Raw genomic sequence first — 19753 nt, forward strand, 5'->3', positions numbered from 1 at the left:
TATGCTTACATATTCCTGCGATACTGACCTCCTACTTCAAATAACGAAGCCGTAATTTCACCTAAACTACATACTTTACAAACTTCCATTAAAGCTTCGAATATATTTTCGTTATTAATGGCGCGTTGTTGTAAATCAGTTAACAATGCTGCTGTATCATTTGCTTCATGAAGGTTCGCTAATGTTTTAATCTGAAACTGCTTTTCTTCTTCGGTTGCTCTAATAACTTCCGCAGGAACAACCGTTGGTGACCCCTTAGAACTTAAGAAAGTGTTTACACCAATAATTGGGAACTTTCCGTTGTGTTTCAACGTTTCATAATACAAACTTTCTTCTTGTATTTTACTTCGTTGATACATCGTTTCCATTGCTCCTAAAACGCCTCCACGTTCTGTGATGCGATCAAACTCTAACAATACAGCTTCTTCTACTAAATCGGTTAATTCTTCAATAATAAAAGCCCCTTGAATTGGGTTTTCATTTTTAGCTAATCCTAATTCTTTATTGATAATCAGTTGAATTGCCATAGCTCTACGAACCGATTCTTCCGTTGGTGTTGTTATCGCTTCATCGTAAGCATTGGTATGTAATGAATTACAATTATCGTAAATAGCATACAGCGCTTGAAGCGATGTACGTATGTCATTAAAATCAATTTCTTGAGCATGTAAACTACGTCCAGATGTTTGAATATGATATTTAAGCATCTGTGCTCTTGGATTAGCTCCGTACTTATGTTTCATGGCTTTTGCCCAAATCTTACGAGCCACACGACCAATAACAGCATATTCTGGATCTATACCATTTGAAAAGAAGAATGATAAATTAGGTCCAAATTTGTTGATATCCATCCCTCTAGAAAGGTAATATTCAACATAAGTAAATCCATTAGATAACGTTAATGCCAGTTGCGTAATTGGATTCGCTCCTGCTTCTGCAATATGATAACCAGAAATAGAAACCGAATAGAAATTACGTACATTATTCTCAATAAAATACTCTTGAACATCTCCCATTAAACGCAATGCAAATTCCGTAGAGAATATACATGTGTTTTGAGCCTGGTCTTCTTTTAAAATATCTGCTTGAACCGTTCCTCTAACTTGAGCGATGGTATTCTTTTTAATTTCTGCGTAAACATCTGCTGGTAATACTTGATCTCCAGTAACACCTAAAAGCATCAATCCTAAACCATTGTTTCCTTCCGGTAAATCTCCATTATAAAATGGACGTTCTTTGCCTTTATAAAGCTTTGCGATTTTAGCTTCAACTTCTTTTTCTAGTCCATTTTCTTTAATGTAAAATTCACATTGCTGATCTATGGCAGCATTCATAAAAAAGCCTAATAACATTGGAGCAGGACCATTAATTGTCATACTCACCGACGTCATTACATTGGCTAAATCAAAACCAGAATATAATTTTTTGGCATCATCTAAGCAACAGATAGAAACACCTGCATTACCAATTTTACCATAAATATCTGGACGCAAATCGGGATCATTACCATAAAGTGTTACACTATCGAAAGCTGTAGATAATCGCTTAGCAGGTAATCCCATACTTACATAATGGAAACGCTTATTGGTACGTTCTGGTCCACCTTCTCCTGCAAACATACGTGCTGGATCTTCACCTGTTCTTTTAAAAGGATACAATCCTGCTGTGTAAGGAAATTCTCCTGGTACATTTTCTTGCAAACACCATCTTAAAATATCTCCCCAAGCTTGATACTTTGGCAACGCTACTTTTGGTATTTGAGAATGAGACAATGACTCTGTATGGGTTTCAATCTTTATTTCTTTATCTCTTACTTTAAAAGAATAAATTGGGTCTTTATACTTATTTACTTTATCGTCCCAACCTGTAATGACTTCCCAATTATAAGGATCTAGGTTTAGTTTTACACGATCGAATTCTGCAAACAAGAGTTTTATAAATTGATCATCTGCTAGAGATTCTTCTAATCCTTCGTTTTCAATGCCGTATTTCGATAAGTTTAATGCCACACCAGAAACAGATTCTAATGTTTTATAAATACCATATAATCTCTGAGCGACTTCAACCTGAACATTAGCCGTTTTATCATAAGCGCGATTGCTTTCTGCAATTTCAGATAAATAACGTGTTCTACTTGGTGGAATCACAAAAATCTTCTCACTCATTTCATCAGAAATATGAAATGTAGATTTTAAATCAGCATCTGCGTTTTCAACTAATTTATCCATAATCGCTTTGTAAAGCGTATTCATTCCTGGATCATTGAATTGCGAAGCTATTGTGCCATAAACAGGTAAATCATCCTGGTGAACATCCCAAAGATTATTGTTACGCATGTATTGTTTTTTTACATCACGTAAAGCATCTAAAGAACCGCGTTTATCAAATTTATTAATGGCTACTAAATCTGCGAAATCTAGCATATCAATTTTTTCAAGTTGAGTAGCTGCTCCAAATTCTGGTGTCATCACGTAAAGTGCAACATCGGAATGCTCCATAATCTCGGTGTCTGATTGTCCGATACCAGAAGTTTCAAGAATAATTAAATCGTATTCAGCCGCTTTTAAAACTTCAATAGCTTCATTTACATATTTAGATAATGCCAAATTAGATTGACGTGTAGCCAAACTACGCATATAAACTCTAGGCGAATTAATTGCATTCATACGAATACGATCACCTAAAAGCGCTCCACCTGTTTTACGTTTTGACGGATCTACAGAAATCAAACCAATAGTTTTATCCGGGAAATCGATTAAAAACCGGCGAACTAACTCATCAACTAAAGACGATTTACCTGACCCACCTGTTCCCGTAATTCCTAGAACTGGTGTTGTAGAATTTTTATTCTTTTCATGAATAACTTTTAAAGTCTCTTTAGCAACCTCAGGGAAATTTTCAGCTGAAGAAATTACTCTTGCAATAGATTTTGAATTCTTTTCATGAAGCATTTTACCTTCATCTGTTAATTGATCTCCAATTGCATAATCCGATAGTTGTACCAAATCATTAATCATGCCTTGTAAACCCAATGCCCTTCCATCGTCTGGAGAATAGATTCTGGTAATTCCATAATCCATTAATTCCTTAATTTCTGCAGGAAGAATCACTCCACCACCACCTCCAAAGATTTTAATGTGACCTGCTCCTTTTTCCTTGAGCAAATCGTACATATATTTAAAATACTCATTGTGTCCTCCTTGATAAGATGTTAACGCAATAGCATTAGCATCTTCCTGGATGGCCGTATTTACCACTTCGTCTACACTTCTATCGTGACCTAAATGGATCACTTCTACTCCTGTAGATTGTATAATACGACGCATGATGTTTATCGCAGCATCGTGCCCATCAAAGAGCGATGCAGCAGTAACTATACGTACTTTATATTTTGGCTTGTAAGGTGCAACTTGTTTCATTCGTAAAAATATTGCTGTTTTGAGTGACAAATTTAAGGAATATTCAAAAATTTAAAGCAACATTCACTAATTATCTAAAATTTAAAGAAAGTAGCGATAGCATACTATTTTAATTACTTTTATCAACTAATTTAAGATCAATTTTATGCATAAGATTACGCTTCTCATCAATTGTAAAGATCAATCGAATATAATTGCTTCAGTTACCAATTTCATGGCTTCTAATGAAGGAAATATTGTTTACATAGATCAACATGTTGACAGAGAACAAGATATATTTTTTATGCGTTTAGAGTGCGAGTTTGCTTCAAGTACTTTTTCTCTTGAAGAATTCAAAGAACTATTCAGTAGTACTTTGGTTGAAAAATTCAATCTAAAATGGCGTATTTATGCTGCAGAACAAAAGCCAAAAATGGCGCTATTTGTTTCAAAATATGACCATTGTTTATACGATATTCTTGGTCGTTATAACTCGGGTGAATTATTTTTAGAGATTCCTTTTATATTGAGTAATCATCTCGATTTAAAACCCATTGCAGACAGTTTTAATATTCCTTTTTTTCATATTCCTGTTACCAAGGCTACAAAAGATGAGGCAGAACAGAAACAACTAGAATTATTAGAAACGCACAACATTGATTTTGTGGTATTAGCTAGATACATGCAAATTGTATCTGACACCTTAATTGATAAATATCCTAATAAAATAATTAATATTCATCATTCCTTTTTACCTGCTTTTGTTGGTGCAAAACCTTATCATTCTGCTTATAAACGTGGTGTAAAAATCATAGGTGCAACTAGTCATTATATAACTGAAGAACTCGATGCAGGTCCTATTATAGAACAAGATGTTGCACGAGTTTCACATACACATTCTATAAAAGATTTAATAGCCAAAGGACGTGATTTAGAAAAAATTGTGTTGTCTAATGCTATAAAACTTCATGCGAATAGAAAAGTGATGGTATATAACAATAAGACTATAATATTCTCTTAATAAAATTAGCAAAAGACAATAAATCTGGCTACAACTTGCTATAAATAAAAAGTATAATTAATTTTATTCGTCTTTTTAAGATTTACTTGCCCCTCCTGAATTTAGTAGTTTCACGACATAAATTACCATACTGCTTCATACTAAAAAACATTAGAACTACAAGTTAATTGTGACTCTTAGTAAATAATCGCGTCTCATAATATGTAAGAGGTTAATACCCTTTACTATAAATACAAAATTAATTTATTAACTATTAACTTATTTTATGAAACACAAACTATTATTATTCGTCTCCTTAGTTGCTGGAATTGGATTTTCTCAAGCACAAGGTTTACCAACAAATCCAGAACCAGGTAAATGCTACGTAAAGTGTATTACAAAAGATACCTTTAAAGAGGTTGAAGAAACGATTCAAGCGTATCCAGCCTACACAACGTTACAAGTTACTCCTGCAACATACAAAACGGTTGAAGACCGCGTATTAGTAAAAGAAGCTTCTAAGAAGTTTGTTTACGTACCTGCTACCTATGAAAATGTAGATGTACCTTACATTAAACAAGAAAGTCGTACAGATTTAAAAGTTGTACCTGCATCTTTTGGAAATGATTCAAGAACTTTTGAAGTTTACCCAAAAACATCTGGATGGGAATACAAAGTATTAGAAGATTGTCCTTCTGTAAACAAAGATGATTGTGTTGCTGCATGTTTCGTTGAGTACCCATCTCAATTTAAAGATGTTGGTTTTACAACTTTATCTTCTGACGCTAGCACAAATTCTATTCCTGTTGCTGAGCAAAACACAAGTTACAAGAAGCGTGTTATTAAAACACCTTCTAGAATGGATGAAATTGAAATTCCTGCTGAATACACAACGATTAAGAGAAGAGTTATTGAAACACCTGCATCTACATCTACAAATACAATTGCTGCACAATTCAAAACAGTAACTAGAACTGTTTTAGATAAAAAAGGAGGTATTACAACTTGGGAAGAAGTTGATTGTGAATTATTAGATCCAAATGTATTACCTGTATTTTACCAATCAGGTAGTGCAAGATTAACTGCAGCTTCTAAGAAGACTATTGATGATACTTTATTACCAATTTTAAATGATTCTAACGTGAGCATTGAAATTATGTCTCATACGGATTCTAACGGAAATGATGATTTCAATCAATCATTATCTCAACAAAGAGCTAATTCTGTAGTTAACTATTTAGTGTCTAAAGGAATTACAAGAAGTAGATTAACAGCTAAAGGTTTTGGTGAAACTAGATTAACAAATAGATGTTCTAACGGATCTAATTGTTCTGAAGCACAACATCAAAAAAACAGACGTACGGAATTTAGAGTTTTAAGTAACTAAGAATTTAGTATATCATTTATAATACAAAAAGCTCCTAATAAGGAGCTTTTTTATTTGTATAATTTTAATGCTTACCTATGGTTATAAAATATAACAACTATTTTAAGGATTGTATATGCATGGCATCATCTCATTAATATAGAATTTCAATTTTGTTCTTTAGGCTTTTAAAATCACTTCGATTAGTAGTTTTTATAACGTTTATTAAACATCATTCTTTTAAATAAAATTGATCTTTTAGTTTAGAAAATGACTATTTATGGAAAGACTTTAATATAGCAGATGCTCTAGAGAATAAAGATAATTTATAATTAAACAGGCCACGTTTTAAGGTGCAATTTTTTGTATATGGTAAACAGGGAAAGTTATTTTTTTCTTCTCCGCCTTTATTCCATAATTATCTTCAAGATCTGATTGCATTAATTGAAAAAACTTATAATGAAAATCCCAATCATGAAGTGTTAGGCTTATTTCGTTATCATCTGGAACTATTATAGGCATATCTAAAACATAAGCCAATTGATACGCTACATCTCTTAGAGATACATTATCTGCCTTAATCTGAGAATCATCTACTAAATATTGCGCATTATTTTTTCCCCAATCAATTTGATCCGTATTCCAAAATTTCGGGGAATCAACCACAAAACTAATACCTTCTCCTTCACTAAATTTTCGTTCAATGTCAAGATTCATTTCAGTAATAAGCTTAACGGCTAAATTTTCATTTTTATCAAAAGGTTTCTTAAAATAAATCTCATAATTCATGTCTAACCCTTCCTCTAACACAATTTGATTTTTATATATTTTTGCCAAATAACTAACAATACGATTTAGTGATCCCGATAATTTTAAATAATTAGTCGTATTTGAAATATCTAAATCTTCAAAACTATTTAGAATTGTTTTTATTTCTAAATCTTCTGTTGGCATATAATCATCAATAATCTCTTCTTCAACTTTTAACACTTTCACCACAGAATTTAGAGCAGATTCACCTTTTTGTTGCCTCAAAAACTTGGAAACCATTTCTTTCTTCAGATCTGGTGCACCTCCTCTCCATAATACTTTTCCATCTGCATTAATTAGAACTCCATCTGGTAAAATTGCTACTTTATAACTATTAAATGTTTCTCCATTATAATCAATAGCAATAGCCAATTCTGTAGGTTTCCCCTTCAAAAAACGCTCTACTGTTAAAGGGCTCTCTTTTGTAAGAGATACAATATATAAATCATTAGGAAATTGTTTTTGCAAAACACCTAAATGTTCTTTTGCTGTAATGCATGGACCACACCATGTTGCCCAAAAATCAATAAAATAGAGTTTATTATTTTCTGCTGAAGCAATTTTTGAGTCTTGAATAAACTCTGATACTTTAATTTGACCGTAAGAATATGTTGCTGTTAGGATGCAAATTATAATTAAAGTAAAGTGTTTCTTTTTTAAACAACTCATAGGTATAAAATAATTTACTAATGGATAATCAAATACTGTGCTAAAAATAACGTTTTAAATCTTTTGTCTAAAAACTAATAGTATCTAATGCATAAAAGTAGCTTCTATTAATAGTAAATCCAAATGTGACTATTTACAATTATTAGAGTCTAATAAATTAATTAGATAACTAAGCTTAAGAACGCTTAGAGTTGTAGAGACATTGTGACCTATTATTAACTTAAAATTTGAAGTCTTCTTTGTTAATATGAATTATCTTTGCTAACCACTTAAAAACGATATTATGATTAAAAGAATTTTTGCCCTACTTATTATTTTAAATTTAACTGCTTGTGCTGAATTACAACAAGTTGTAGACTCTTTACCACAAGGAACTTCTGACATATTAGGTAATGCCGATATTGCTTCTGGATTAAGAGAAGCTTTAGACTTAGGTATAGAAAAACAAGTAACTAAATTAACTGCTGAAGATGGATTCTTTAAAAACGAATTAGTAAAAATCGTTTTACCTGAAGAATTACAAAAAGTAGATAGCGCACTGCGTAAAATTGGATTAAGCAGTTTAGCAGACGAAGGTTTAAAAGTATTGAATAGAGCTGCTGAAGATGCGGTATCTGAAGCAACACCTATTTTTGTAAATGCAGTAAAAGATATCACTTTTGATGACGCAAAAGATATTCTTTTAGGACAAGATAATGCTGCAACTTCTTATTTAACAACTAAGACGGAAACAGAACTTTATAGCAAATTTAAACCCGTTATTAATAGTTCTATTAGTAAAGTTGGAGCGGATAAAATTTGGTCTAACCTTATTACTAAATACAACAACTTACCTTTAACTAACAATGTTAATACCGATTTAACGGACTATGTAACGACTGAAGCTTTAAAAGGTGTTTATACGATGATTGCTGTTGAAGAAAAAGAAATTAGAAGTAATGTTTCTTCTCGTAGTTCTGATTTGTTGAAGAAAGTATTTGCTTTACAGGATTAAAAAAAAGTTAAATAGAATATGCTTTAAAAATTAATTACTAATTTTAAGTAACTAATTTTTAAAGCATTTTAATTGTGGCTAACCTAAATAAACTCCTAGACAAAAAGAAAAGATTAAATAAAAAGTATCAACAACTTATTGAAGATGCTTACAATTTAAGACCGACAGATCATGCGTTAAGTGATTTCTCGGAGTACAAAGCGACAAAAGTGCTACACAAAATTAACAAGTTGAAATTCGTAATTGGAGACACAACGCTTCAAGCTAATTAATTTATTGAACTTACATTTAATAATATCCTAATAGTCACTTAACATTTAACTTTAAGAATAGAATCATCTTTGTAGTGTCATAAAGATTGAGTTAGTTAGTCACATCTTAAAACAGTTAGTTTAGAATTTTTAAGTCGATATTTTAGTTAGGTATCGACTTTTTCATGTTTAATCGTGAAGTGTTTGAAAGTAGTTATAAGACCGTAACAACCGACTTCCATACCAAGAAAACAATTCTCCATCTACAATTTTAATCGTCTTATTAGGAAATTGAGATTGTAACTCTACGAGATCATCGTTCTTAAAAGGAAAAGGTTCACTAGACAGAAAAATAACATCTGCCGATTTTAATTTTGAATTATCTAAATCAATTTCTGGATACCGTTTTTCAGCTTCAAAAACATTAGAAAAACCAGCTTCGTTTACCATAACATCAATGAAGTTCTCTGAAGCTGCAACCATCCAAGGGGCTTTCCAAATAAAATAAGCGACCTTTAACTTGGCTTTATTTTGAAGTTGAACTTGAAATGTTTCGCGTTCTAATTTAATATTTGAGACTAAAGTTGACGTTGTCCTTTTAATATCAAAAATTTCCCCATACATATTAATCAGCTCAAAACAATCGTCTAGATTGTAAATGTCACTAATATGAATTAGAGCTATGTCCTCTAATTCTGAAATAATTTCTTTAGTATTTTCCTCTTTATTGCAAAGAATAATATCTGGCCTGAGTGCTTTTATTTTTTCAATGTTAATTTTCTTTGTACCACCAACCACTGCTTTAGACATTCGAAGATGTTTTGGGTGTACGCAAAACTTTGTGACACCAACAATTGATGCTTCTAATCCTATATCCACTAACAATTCGGTTTGAGATGGCACTAACGAGACAATTCGTTTGGGTGTTTTTTTTAGTTGGATCTCTCGTTTAAGTTGGTCTGTATAATTCATAAAGCTGTATCGAAAATTAAAAAATCAGGCACTTTAAAAGACTTCTAAAGCCTAATCATGGAGACAATTTACGTAATCATCTTTTTGGTTAATGACGATCATTCAATTCCACAGCCATTTGCAACTGTAATTCCTCTGCTTTTTCTGCGGCAGCTTTTGCAAAATCAGCATCTTGAGAAGCGTAAATAATTCCACGAGATGAATTTATTAATAAACCAACGGAATCATTCATACCATACTTACAAACGTCTTGAAGGTTACCGCCTTGTGCTCCAACACCAGGAACTAATAAAAAACTGTCCGGTATAATTTTTCTAATATCTGCTAAAAACTCAGCTTTAGTAGCACCAACAACATACATTAGATTTTCTGAATTTGCCCAAGATTTAGAAGTTTCTAAGACTTGCTTGTACAACTCTACACCATCCACTGTTTTAGTTTGAAAATCGAAAGCCCCTTGATTAGACGTTAAGGCTAGAAGTATGGTGTGTTTATCTTTAAATGCTAAAAAAGGTTCTACTGAATCTTTTCCCATATAAGGTGCAACTGTAACACTATCGAAACCTAAATCCTCGAAAAATGCCTTAGCATACATGGTGCTTGTATTTCCAATATCTCCACGTTTGGCATCTGCGATCGTGTAAATTTCAGGATGGTTTTCGTTAAGATAGTCGATTGTTTTTTCTAAAGCTTGCCAACCCTTAATTCCGTAAGCTTCATAAAACGCTGTATTGGGTTTATAAGCTACACATAAATGGTGTGTAGCATCAATTATAGCTTTATTAAAAGCGAAAATAGGATCTTCTTCATTTAATAAATGCTTTGGAATTTTATTTAAATCGACATCTAATCCAATACAAAGAAAGGATTGTTTTTTGTGGATTTGGGCTGTAAGTTGTTGTGTTGTCATTATTTTGTAACTGATTCAATTAACCTTAGATATTTATCTTTTCCTAGTGTTATAAAGTAAAGAGGATATAAGAATCCCATAGCAATAACTATGATTAAGAAATTAACTTGTAATTGAAAAGCATAACTTAAAAGGTAATATAGAAGTAATAATCCTAATGTGATTCTTATGATATAAACTCCGTATTTAAATCCGTTTAAACTTAAAGTCTTTGTTTCATTTTGGACACTATTGAGTTTAATTTTTGGGCTTCTACACCAATCGATTTTACAATAAACCTCATTGACTCCACTTTCTACTTCATACTCCTCAGTTTCTCCGTCATTAACGGTTCCAACTTTAATATCATTGATGTAAACTCCAATTTTTCGACCTTTATTATTCCATTCAGAACTTCGTTCGATTCTTATTTTTGCCATGTTGTTGGTCTTACTTTTACAAATCGTAATACTTTAAATTCTTATGATTATGAAAAAGACTCATCGTATACTATAAAAAATCCTGCTTTCGCAGGAATTTATTAAATTAAATCATCATCAGCTTTCAACAACTCGGTGTTTTCAGCTAACATTAATTCGTCTATTATTTTTTGAATATCACCATTAATGATATTTGATAAATCGTAAAGTGTTAAACCAATTCTATGATCGGTTACACGACCTTGAGAATAGTTGTACGTTCTAATCTTAGCACTTCTATCTCCAGAGCTTACCATACTTTTACGTTTAGCAGAATCTGCTGCTTGTTGTTTTGCTAATTCTAAATCATATAAACGTGAACGTAAAACCTTTAAAGCTTTCTCTAAGTTTTTATGTGATGATTTCTGATCTTGACAGCTTACAATCATACCTGTTGGCTCGTGATGTAACTTAATTGCAGAATACGTTGTGTTTACTGACTGACCTCCAGGACCTGTAGATGTTGTACGCTCTATACGTACTTCAGTCATGTCTAATTCATAATCAAATTCTTCTGCTTCCGGCAACACCATAACTGTTGCTGCACTTGTATGTACACGACCTTGTGTCTCGGTTTGTGGCACACGTTGTACACGATGCACACCAGCTTCAAATTTTAAAGTTCCGTAAACATCTTCACCAGAAACTTCAAAAATAATTTCTTTAAATCCACCAGAAGTTCCGTCACTTGTACTTACTACATCAACTCTCCAGCCTTTATCACTACAGTATTTAGAATACATTCTGTATAAATCACCTGCAAAAATACTAGCTTCGTCTCCACCTGTTCCTGCACGTACCTCAACCACGACATTTTTAGCATCGTCTGGATCTTTAGGAATAAGCATAAAACGAATCTCTCCTTCTAATTTCTCAATAGCTTCTTTGGCTTCATCAAGTTGCATTTTTGCCATTTCTACCATTTCGGCATCAGAACCATCTGCTATGATTTCTTCAGCTTCAGCACTATTCTCTAAGGCTTCTTTGTAAACAGCTCCTTTGTCTACAATTAATTTAAGATCCTTGTATTCTTTCATCAGCTTAGTGTAGCGTTGCTGATCTGATATAATATCTGGCTGAATGATAAGATCATTGATCTCATCGAAACGTTGATTTATAATTTGTATTTTCTCTAACATCTATCTTCAAAAATTGAAGTTCAAAAATACGATTTTTTTAAGAAAAAAGAACAAAGGCTTCTTAGGAATAAATGATTCAAATCGTTGGTACTAGTTCGTGTTATTGAAATCTACTTTAAAATAAAAACTACATAAAAAAGCGATAAGCTTAACTTTTCAAAAATAAACTACACAAAACAAACGTTATAGCTATAGTATGTATCGATTCCTAGCTATACTTACCTTTTACAAACCGTTTGTGGTTTGGTCTTTTATTGCAAATGTCATAATTGCGTTTTTCAATCCGTATGTGGCACCTGCCCTATTTACCAAACTATTTCTTACGGTTTTTGCATGGTATTATGTGAGCGAAACGCCAAACAAGCGTAAATTAACATTTTATAAGAATTTAGGCATATCACCTTTTAAGCTCTTTTTTATTATGTTTATTGTGGATAGCCTGTTAACTATTACTTACCTAACCGTTTTTAATGAATTTACTTAAGTGCTGTTTATAAAGCCGTGTAGCAAAAAATAAAATTACAGATTTTTTATAATAATTAAATGATATTTGAACTAGACAATGTAGAACTTTACTTCAAAAACAAACGCATTTTATATGGTATTTACCTTAAAGCTGAAACAGGACAAGTCACAGCTATTTTAGGTAGAAATGGCTGTGGAAAAAGTAGTTTATTAAATATTGCTTTCGGAAATTTAAAACCGAAATACATGTTGATTAGATTAAACCATAAACCGTTTTTAAAACCTTTGTATTTGACAGGGTTTTCCAAATATCTTCCGCAATACAATTTTATTCCTGACACGTTTAAATTGTCATTTATATTTAAATTATATAAATTGAATTGGACTGTTTTTATTGAAAAATTTAAGGCATTTTCAATCTATGAAAATTCTAGATTTAAAGCATTGTCAGGAGGAGAACGACGCATCATTGAGACTTATATTATTCTGAAAACGAAAAGTAAAATTGTGTTTTTAGATGAACCCTTTTCACATTTATCACCTCTACACATTGAAACTGTAAAACAAATGATTGTTGAAGAGAAGCAGACAAAAGCGATTGTAATTTCTGATCATATGTACCAACACATCATTGAAGCGTCAGATAATATTTACCTACTAAAAAATGGCACTACAAAAAAGATAGATAAACTTACAGAACTTGAAGATTACAAGTATTTGAGTGTAGGAAGCCTATAAAAACCTAGAATGCATTAAGATGATGAATTAGATTTAATTAGATTATCCAAATCAACAACCACACCAACTCCTAAAATTTGTTTCCATTGTAATTTTGGACCTTCAATTACGTTTTCTTCATTGGTTAATTCATCACGCTCTACTTCAATCTTAATATCATTATCATATCTAAGATGCGAACCTAATGTAGCTTTAACAAACCTATTAACTTTCATATCAAAATTAAGCTCCCACTCCAAATCTATATTTCCAAAACTATTAATATAATCGGTATACAATCGTAAAAGGCTAGTGACTTTTATATTCTCAAATACTTCTTCTTCGTATTGATTTGTTAATAAAACACCTAATTCTTGTTTTACTTTTCTGCCATCTCGTATCACATTGCCTTCCAAATCATAAATGGCACGATCTACACCAAAAGCACCTGCATTTGCTAATTCTTCATCTAAAACAAACGTTGTTTTTAATGTAAACGGAGACGCATAAAAAGACATACGCTCAATAAAACGCCCATATTCCATTCCCAAACCAAAAAACATATATCCTGGCGCTAAAAACTTAGATATTGGATTATCTCGATCTGGATACGTGTATCCATTGGCTAATTGTGTATTAAAACTAAATTTTGACGAATAAAACCAGTTACTTTTGGGATCTTTTTCTAAACCAATATTAGAAATCACTTCAATAACATCTTCTGTTTTTCTAACATTAAGATCGTCTTGCTTATTTAAACCATAACGAACGTTAAAATTAGAATTCCAAAACCATTTTTCTTGTTTATATTTTGCTTCAGCTTTACCTGTTATAATTCCTGAAATAGAATTGGTTCCACCAGAATTCCAATTGGTAAAAGACACCTGATTAACGTTTAAACCCACTTCTTTTACTGTTCTCCAACCTAATTTAATAGGTTCATTCTTTTTTTTCTTAAAATATAAAGAGTCTGGCTGCGCAGAAAGGACAGTACAACATAATGCAAATACACCAAAAATAAACCACGAATAGTTTTTCATACCTAAAAATTAATACATAAATGTGCCGTATTCGCTTGTAATTGTAAGCTTCTTATGTTGAGAAGCCTCTACTCTTCCTATAATTTTAGCTTCAACATTAAAAGATTTTGAAATCTCAATAATAGCATTAGCAACCTCAGGTTTTACATACAACTCCATTCGATGTCCACAATTAAAAACTTGATACATTTCTTTCCAATCTGTTTTAGATTGTTCTTGAATCAGTTTAAATAACGGAGGAACTTTAAACATATTATCTTTTACAATATGAAGTTCGTCTATAAAATGAAGTATCTTAGTTTGCGCACCACCACTACAATGCACCATACCGTGAATTTCTTCACTGCTATAAGCATTTAAAATAGCTTTTATAATTGGAGCATAGGTTCGTGTTGGTGATAAGACTAATTTCCCTGCATCTATTGGTGAATTTTCTACAGCGTCAGTTAATTTAGTATGACCTGAATACACTAAATCTTCAGGCACAGCAGCATCGTAACTTTCAGGATATTTTTCGGCTAAATATTTAGAAAACACATCGTGTCTTGCTGATGTTAAGCCATTACTTCCCATGCCTCCATTATACTCGGTTTCGTAAGATGCTTGACCAAAGGATTCTAAACCTACAATAACATCACCTGCAGTTATATTAGCATTGTCTATAACATCACTTCGTTTTATACGAGCAGTCACTGTAGAGTCTACAATTATGGTTCTTACCAAATCTCCGACATCAGCAGTTTCTCCTCCTGTAGAGTGAATAGTAACTCCAAAAGATTTTAGATCCTCTATTAAATCCTCTGTTCCATTGATAATTGCAGAAATTACATCTCCAGGAATTAGATTCTTGTTTCTTCCTATAGTTGAAGACAACATAATATGATCTGTCGCTCCAACACAAAGTAAGTCGTCAATATTCATTATTAAGGCATCTTGTGCTATACCCTTCCATACAGATAAGTCTCCTGTTTCTTTCCAATACATATATGCCAATGATGACTTTGTACCTGCACCATCTGCGTGCATGATTAAACAATAATCATCATCATTAGTTAAATAATCTGGAACTATTTTACAGAATGCTTTAGGAAATAGACCTTTGTCTATATTCTTAATGGCATTATGGACATCTTCTTTTGAAGCAGAAACACCTCGTTGTGCATATCTTTTACTCACCGAATTACTCATAGTACAGTTTATTGGAATAGGTGTTGCAAAAGTAAGAATTGTGTTTAATTATAAGGAATGATTTGACTGGAATTAATTACAGTTTTCATTTTCTTCTTGTTAAGAAAATAAACAGTGAAGACAATTTCCTTTAACTGAATGTATAAGTTTGGAATAAATGTTAATCTATAGTGCGCAATATTTAAAGAATACACATCCACCAACGACCACATTAAAAGTGATTAAAATTGCAAAAAAAAAAGATAAAACCGAATCATCAGTTTTATCTTTTCTCTTTAAAAAGGCAAATTCTAAATTCACCTTATATGTTTACCTTAATTTTTAAGATTCAAGGGTAACTTTACCTGAACACTTGCAACATCATCTTGATTAAGATTATTCAATTCATCTGAATTATCTTGTGAAAGAAGTAGTGTTGCTCCGATAAGTATTGCTACGCTTAGCAGTAACTTTTTCATTTTTATAGGTATTGATTAATAGCCCTACAAAGATACAAAACAAACCTATCGTTAAAGTGACAACCATAATAAATTCGGATGAAAATCACTCCTTTTCGATAACTAGTTTAAAGTTATCGACAAACGACATATTTTGCTTATTTTCGATTTCATTACGTACGTATAAATACGTATTTCATCGACATGAACTTCATTCATTAAAACCCTAAACTACTGCTATAATATCATTTGGTAAATAAAAGCTCTCTATATTTAGTTAAAGGCCACAATTCATCATCAACCATTAATTCTAGTTTATCACAGTGATATCTAATTTCTTCAAAAAATGGTTTCACTTCCTTACAATAACCACTCGCTCTTTTTTCTAAATCTGTTTGTTGATTACATACTTTACGCGCTTCTATCATTTTGGTAACTGATGAATTTATAGCTTCTATATGTTCTGATATTTGTTCAATTAGTGTTAATTGTGCTTTAGCAAAATCTTTAAATCGATCGCCATAAATTGTTTTAAGACCTGTAACATTTTCTATTAATACATTTTGATATTTTACAGCAGTTGGTACCACATGATTTCTAGCAATATCTCCAATTACGCGACTTTCTATTTGAATATGATGACTGTAATCTTCCATTTCAATCTCATAACGTGCTTCGGTCTCTATCTTATTCATTATCCCTAAACTATTATAAAGTTCGATAGTAGATTTGGCCTTTTTAATTTTCAAAGCCTCAGGTGTGGTCTTATTATTACTTAAGCCGCGTTTTTTAGCCTCCTTTTCCCAATCTGCACTATAGCCATTACCTTCAAACAAAATAGCTTTAGACGTTTTTATATACTCTCTTAAAACATTGAAAATAGCATCGTCTTTTTTCATTGCTTTTTCGTCAATTAGTTCATCAACTTCAACTTTAAAATCCATTAACTGTTTAGCGACAATGGTGTTTAAAACGGTCATTGGATTGGCACAATTTGCGGTAGAACCAACGGCTCTAAATTCGAATTTATTACCAGTAAAAGCAAAAGGTGACGTCCTATTTCTGTCTGTATTATCTAATATAACTTCTGGTATTTTACCAACGACATTAAGTTTTAAATCTGTTTTCTCTTTTGGAGATAATTTTCCTTTAGTAACCGTTTCTAACTCTTTTAAAACTTTAGTTAACTGCTCGCCAATAAAAATAGAAATAATAGCAGGAGGTGCCTCATTAGCACCTAATCGATGATCATTACTAGCAGAAGCAATAGCCGCTCTTAGTAACTCTTCATGAGTTTCAACCGCTTTAATGGTGTTTATAAAAAATGTTAAAAACTGAAGATTACTCATTGGTGTTTTTCCTGGCGATAATAAATTAACACCTGTGTTAGTACTTAAACTCCAATTATTATGCTTTCCAGACCCATTAACTCCTGCAAACGGCTTTTCGTGCATTAACACAGTAAAATTATGACGCTTGGCTATTTTTTGCATCACATCCATTAATAACGAATTATGATCTACTGCTAAATTGGCTTCTTCATAAATTGGTGCTAATTCAAATTGATTTGGAGCTACTTCGTTATGTCTTGTTTTAACCGGAATACCAAGCAGCATACATTGATGCTCTAAGTCTCGCATATAAGCCATTGCTCTTGCAGGAATAGTTCCAAAATAATGATCATCGAGCTGTTGACCTTTTGCTGGAGAATGTCCTAAAACAGTTCTTCCTGTGATTAAAATGTCTGGTCTAGAGGCTGCTAAAGCGCTATCAATTAAAAAATACTCTTGCTCCCAACCTAAAGACGCATTAACTTTTTTCACATTTTTATCAAAGTATTTACAAACTGCAACAGCAGCATTATCTACCACCTGCAATGCTCGTAAAAGCGGAGTTTTAAAATCTAAAGCTTCACCTGTATACGACACAAAAACGGTTGGTATACATAAAGTTTTATCATATATAAATGCAGGAGACGTTGGATCCCAAGCCGTATAACCTCTTGCTTCAAACGTGTTTCTAATGCCACCATTAGGAAAACTAGAGGCATCTGGCTCTTGTTGTACGAGTTGGTCTCCACCAAATTTCTCAATAGCTAAACCATCACCTATTGTTTCAAAAAAGGCATCATGTTTTTCTGCTGTTGCACCTGTTAACGGCTGAAACCAATGTGTATAATGCGTTGCGCCCTTAGAAATGGCCCATTCTTTCATTCCTGTTGAAACATGATCTGCAACGAGTCTATTAATTTTTGTGCCTTTATCAATAGCTTCCAATACACTATTAAGCGCTGTACTAGTGAGATATTGGCGCATAGAGGGTTCATTAAAAACATTTGCTCCAAAAATTTCGGAACGTCGTTTTACGTCTTTAATTTTTAATGGCTTCCTCTTTAATGATGCTTTTACAGCATGAAATCTAAGTGTTGACATATTGATAATATTTTGGGGCAAAAATACAAAATCTTTAAAATAGATCAACCTACCCATAAACAAATAGGGTTATCAATAATAATTAATAACATTTTACCTAAAGTGCCCTATTTTTTTTGACCAAAAGAAAAAAAAAGCAATATTTGTAACTATAATTTTTATAGAAAACAACAAAATTTTCATTATGGCAAAAATTAAATTAGAATACATTTGGTTAGATGGGTACTTCCCAACTCAAAATTTGAGAAGTAAAACAAAAGTAGAAGAGCACGAAGATTTTAAAGGAACCATAGACGAGTTAGGTATGTGGTCTTTTGACGGATCGTCAACAAGACAGGCTGTCGGTGGAGCTTCTGACTGTTTACTTAAACCTATCGCTATTTATCCTGACCCAGATAGAATTAATGGATATTTAGTAATGACAGAAGTTTTAAACGCTGATGGAACACCACACGTTTCTAATGGAAGAGCTACTATTGATGATGATGATAATGATTTCTGGTTTGGTTTTGAGCAAGAGTATTTCATTATGGATACTAAAACACAATTGCCATTAGGTTTCCCAATTGGTGGGTATCCTGCACCACAAGGAATGTACTATTGTTCTGTTGGAGGAAAAAACACACATGGTAGAGGTTTAGTTGAAGAACATGCAGATCTTTGTATCGATGCTGGATTAAACTTTGAAGGTATTAACCAAGAAGTTGCTTCTGGACAATGGGAATTCCAATTGTTTGCTAAAGGAGCTAAAAAAGCTGGTGACGAAATTTGGGTTGCTAGATATTTATTAGACCGTTTAACTGAAAAATATGGTTACTATATTGACTATCATCCAAAACCATTAGGTAAGGATATGGACTGGAATGGATCTGGAATGCATGCTAACTTCTCTAACGAAGTTTTAAGAACATGTGGTTCTGAAGAAACTTATGGAAAAATTTGTGAAGCTTTCCGCCCTGTTGTTAAAGAACATATTGCCGTATACGGAGAGTTTAACGACCAACGTTTAACAGGTGAACATGAAACAGCAGCTATTACAGATTTCTCTTGGGGAGTTTCTGATAGAGGAGCTTCAATCCGTATTCCAATTATTGCAGTTGAAAAAGGCTGGAAAGGTTGGTTAGAAGATAGAAGACCAGCTTCTAATGGTGATCCATACAAAATTGCTGGTAGAATTATTAAAACTGTAAAAAGCGCTAATATCTCTTAATTAAGCATAATAACACACATCAAAAAGTCGTTTAGAATTTATTTTCTAAACGACTTTTTCTTTCGTAATTATTTCAATTAATTTTACTCATTATAATAATAACATTAAAAATATACATCTAAGCAGCAACAATAACACTGATTGATTGTACTTTTACCATCAAAGAATCTACTTACCTCTCTCTCCGTTTAACGGATATACATTTTGCTTTCAAAAATCATAATTACTCATTTAACACTTAGTAAACACAAGAACCACAACTATTTAAAAAACCAACTCAATATTTAAAATTATAAA

General features: G+C 32.2%; 16 protein-coding genes. 7 read left to right on the plus strand and 9 right to left on the minus strand.

The genetic code is table 11. The features are described from left to right. Positions 1-5 precede the first annotated feature (5 nt). Positions 6-3419, minus strand: coding sequence for a methylmalonyl-CoA mutase family protein (locus HM981_RS01195; protein ID WP_179336757.1), 3414 nt, complete (start codon positions 3417-3419; stop codon positions 6-8). 145 nt (positions 3420-3564) lie between these two features. Between HM981_RS01195 and purU the strand changes: the two genes are divergently transcribed. Together purU and HM981_RS01205 are read left to right on the plus strand one after the other, a co-directional pair. Beyond that, complete coding sequence (purU, locus tag HM981_RS01200; protein WP_179336758.1) at positions 3565-4419, plus strand: formyltetrahydrofolate deformylase; 855 nt, start codon at positions 3565-3567, stop codon at positions 4417-4419. Between the two features lie 265 nt (positions 4420-4684). Then, positions 4685-5785 carry an OmpA family protein gene (locus tag HM981_RS01205; protein WP_179336759.1) on the plus strand — a complete coding sequence of 367 codons (1101 nt, stop codon included), beginning with the start codon at positions 4685-4687 and terminating at the stop codon, positions 5783-5785. 327 nt (positions 5786-6112) lie between these two features. Here the strand turns inward: HM981_RS01205 and HM981_RS01210 are convergent, their stop codons facing one another. Then, complete coding sequence (locus HM981_RS01210; RefSeq protein WP_179336760.1) at positions 6113-7243, minus strand: TlpA family protein disulfide reductase; 1131 nt, start codon at positions 7241-7243, stop codon at positions 6113-6115. Positions 7244-7526: 283 nt separating this feature from the next. On the opposite strand from HM981_RS01210, the gene HM981_RS01215 reads away from it, so the two are divergent. Together HM981_RS01215 and HM981_RS01220 are read left to right on the plus strand one after the other, a co-directional pair. Continuing rightward, positions 7527-8237: a DUF4197 domain-containing protein gene (locus HM981_RS01215; protein WP_179336761.1), complete on the plus strand. Its 711-nt coding sequence runs from the start codon at positions 7527-7529 to the stop codon at positions 8235-8237. Positions 8238-8311: 74 nt separating this feature from the next. Then, a complete protein-coding gene (locus HM981_RS01220; RefSeq protein ID WP_179336762.1) occupies positions 8312-8509 on the plus strand; it encodes a Lacal_2735 family protein in 198 nt (65 codons plus the stop codon). Between the two features lie 168 nt (positions 8510-8677). Here HM981_RS01220 and HM981_RS01225 read toward each other — a convergent pair whose 3' ends face one another. The 4 genes from HM981_RS01225 to prfA all read right to left on the minus strand — a co-directional run bounded on the left by HM981_RS01225 (position 8678) and on the right by prfA (position 11967). Beyond that, on the minus strand, positions 8678-9460 hold the full coding sequence (locus HM981_RS01225) for an ABC transporter substrate-binding protein (protein WP_179336763.1): 783 nt from the start codon (positions 9458-9460) through the stop codon (positions 8678-8680). Positions 9461-9548: 88 nt separating this feature from the next. After that, positions 9549-10370, minus strand: a complete 822-nt coding sequence (gene pyrF / locus HM981_RS01230; RefSeq protein WP_179336764.1) for an orotidine-5'-phosphate decarboxylase — start codon at positions 10368-10370, stop codon at positions 9549-9551. Next, positions 10370-10789: a hypothetical protein gene (locus HM981_RS01235; protein WP_179336765.1), complete on the minus strand. Its 420-nt coding sequence runs from the start codon at positions 10787-10789 to the stop codon at positions 10370-10372. Before HM981_RS01235 ends, pyrF begins: the two co-directional genes overlap by 1 nt. Before the next feature lie 101 nt (positions 10790-10890). After that, complete coding sequence (prfA, locus tag HM981_RS01240) at positions 10891-11967, minus strand: peptide chain release factor 1 (RefSeq protein ID WP_179336766.1); 1077 nt, start codon at positions 11965-11967, stop codon at positions 10891-10893. Positions 11968-12163: 196 nt separating this feature from the next. On the opposite strand from prfA, the gene HM981_RS01245 reads away from it, so the two are divergent. Both HM981_RS01245 and HM981_RS01250 read left to right on the plus strand, forming a co-directional pair. Further along, positions 12164-12451 carry a hypothetical protein gene (locus tag HM981_RS01245; RefSeq protein WP_179336767.1) on the plus strand — a complete coding sequence of 96 codons (288 nt, stop codon included), beginning with the start codon at positions 12164-12166 and terminating at the stop codon, positions 12449-12451. A gap of 59 nt (positions 12452-12510) precedes the next feature. Further along, complete coding sequence (locus HM981_RS01250) at positions 12511-13170, plus strand: ATP-binding cassette domain-containing protein (RefSeq protein ID WP_179336768.1); 660 nt, start codon at positions 12511-12513, stop codon at positions 13168-13170. A 14-nt stretch (positions 13171-13184) separates the two neighbouring features. Here HM981_RS01250 and HM981_RS01255 read toward each other — a convergent pair whose 3' ends face one another. From HM981_RS01255 to HM981_RS01265, 3 genes are all read right to left on the minus strand, one after another. Next, positions 13185-14189 (minus strand): DUF3078 domain-containing protein, encoded by a 1005-nt coding sequence (locus HM981_RS01255; protein WP_179336769.1) that lies wholly within the window; start codon positions 14187-14189, stop codon positions 13185-13187. Between the two features lie 9 nt (positions 14190-14198). Next, positions 14199-15377, minus strand: a complete 1179-nt coding sequence (locus HM981_RS01260) for an AIR synthase related protein (protein ID WP_179336770.1) — start codon at positions 15375-15377, stop codon at positions 14199-14201. A 682-nt stretch (positions 15378-16059) separates the two neighbouring features. Next, positions 16060-18246, minus strand: a complete 2187-nt coding sequence (locus tag HM981_RS01265; protein ID WP_179336771.1) for a glutamine synthetase III family protein — start codon at positions 18244-18246, stop codon at positions 16060-16062. 184 nt (positions 18247-18430) lie between these two features. On the opposite strand from HM981_RS01265, the gene HM981_RS01270 reads away from it, so the two are divergent. Continuing rightward, positions 18431-19456 carry a glutamine synthetase beta-grasp domain-containing protein gene (locus HM981_RS01270; protein ID WP_179336772.1) on the plus strand — a complete coding sequence of 342 codons (1026 nt, stop codon included), beginning with the start codon at positions 18431-18433 and terminating at the stop codon, positions 19454-19456. Positions 19457-19753 lie beyond the last annotated feature (297 nt).

Origin of the sequence: Winogradskyella ludwigii, assembly GCF_013403985.1 — a bacterium.
Classification (GTDB): Bacteria; Bacteroidota; Bacteroidia; order Flavobacteriales; family Flavobacteriaceae; genus Winogradskyella; species Winogradskyella ludwigii.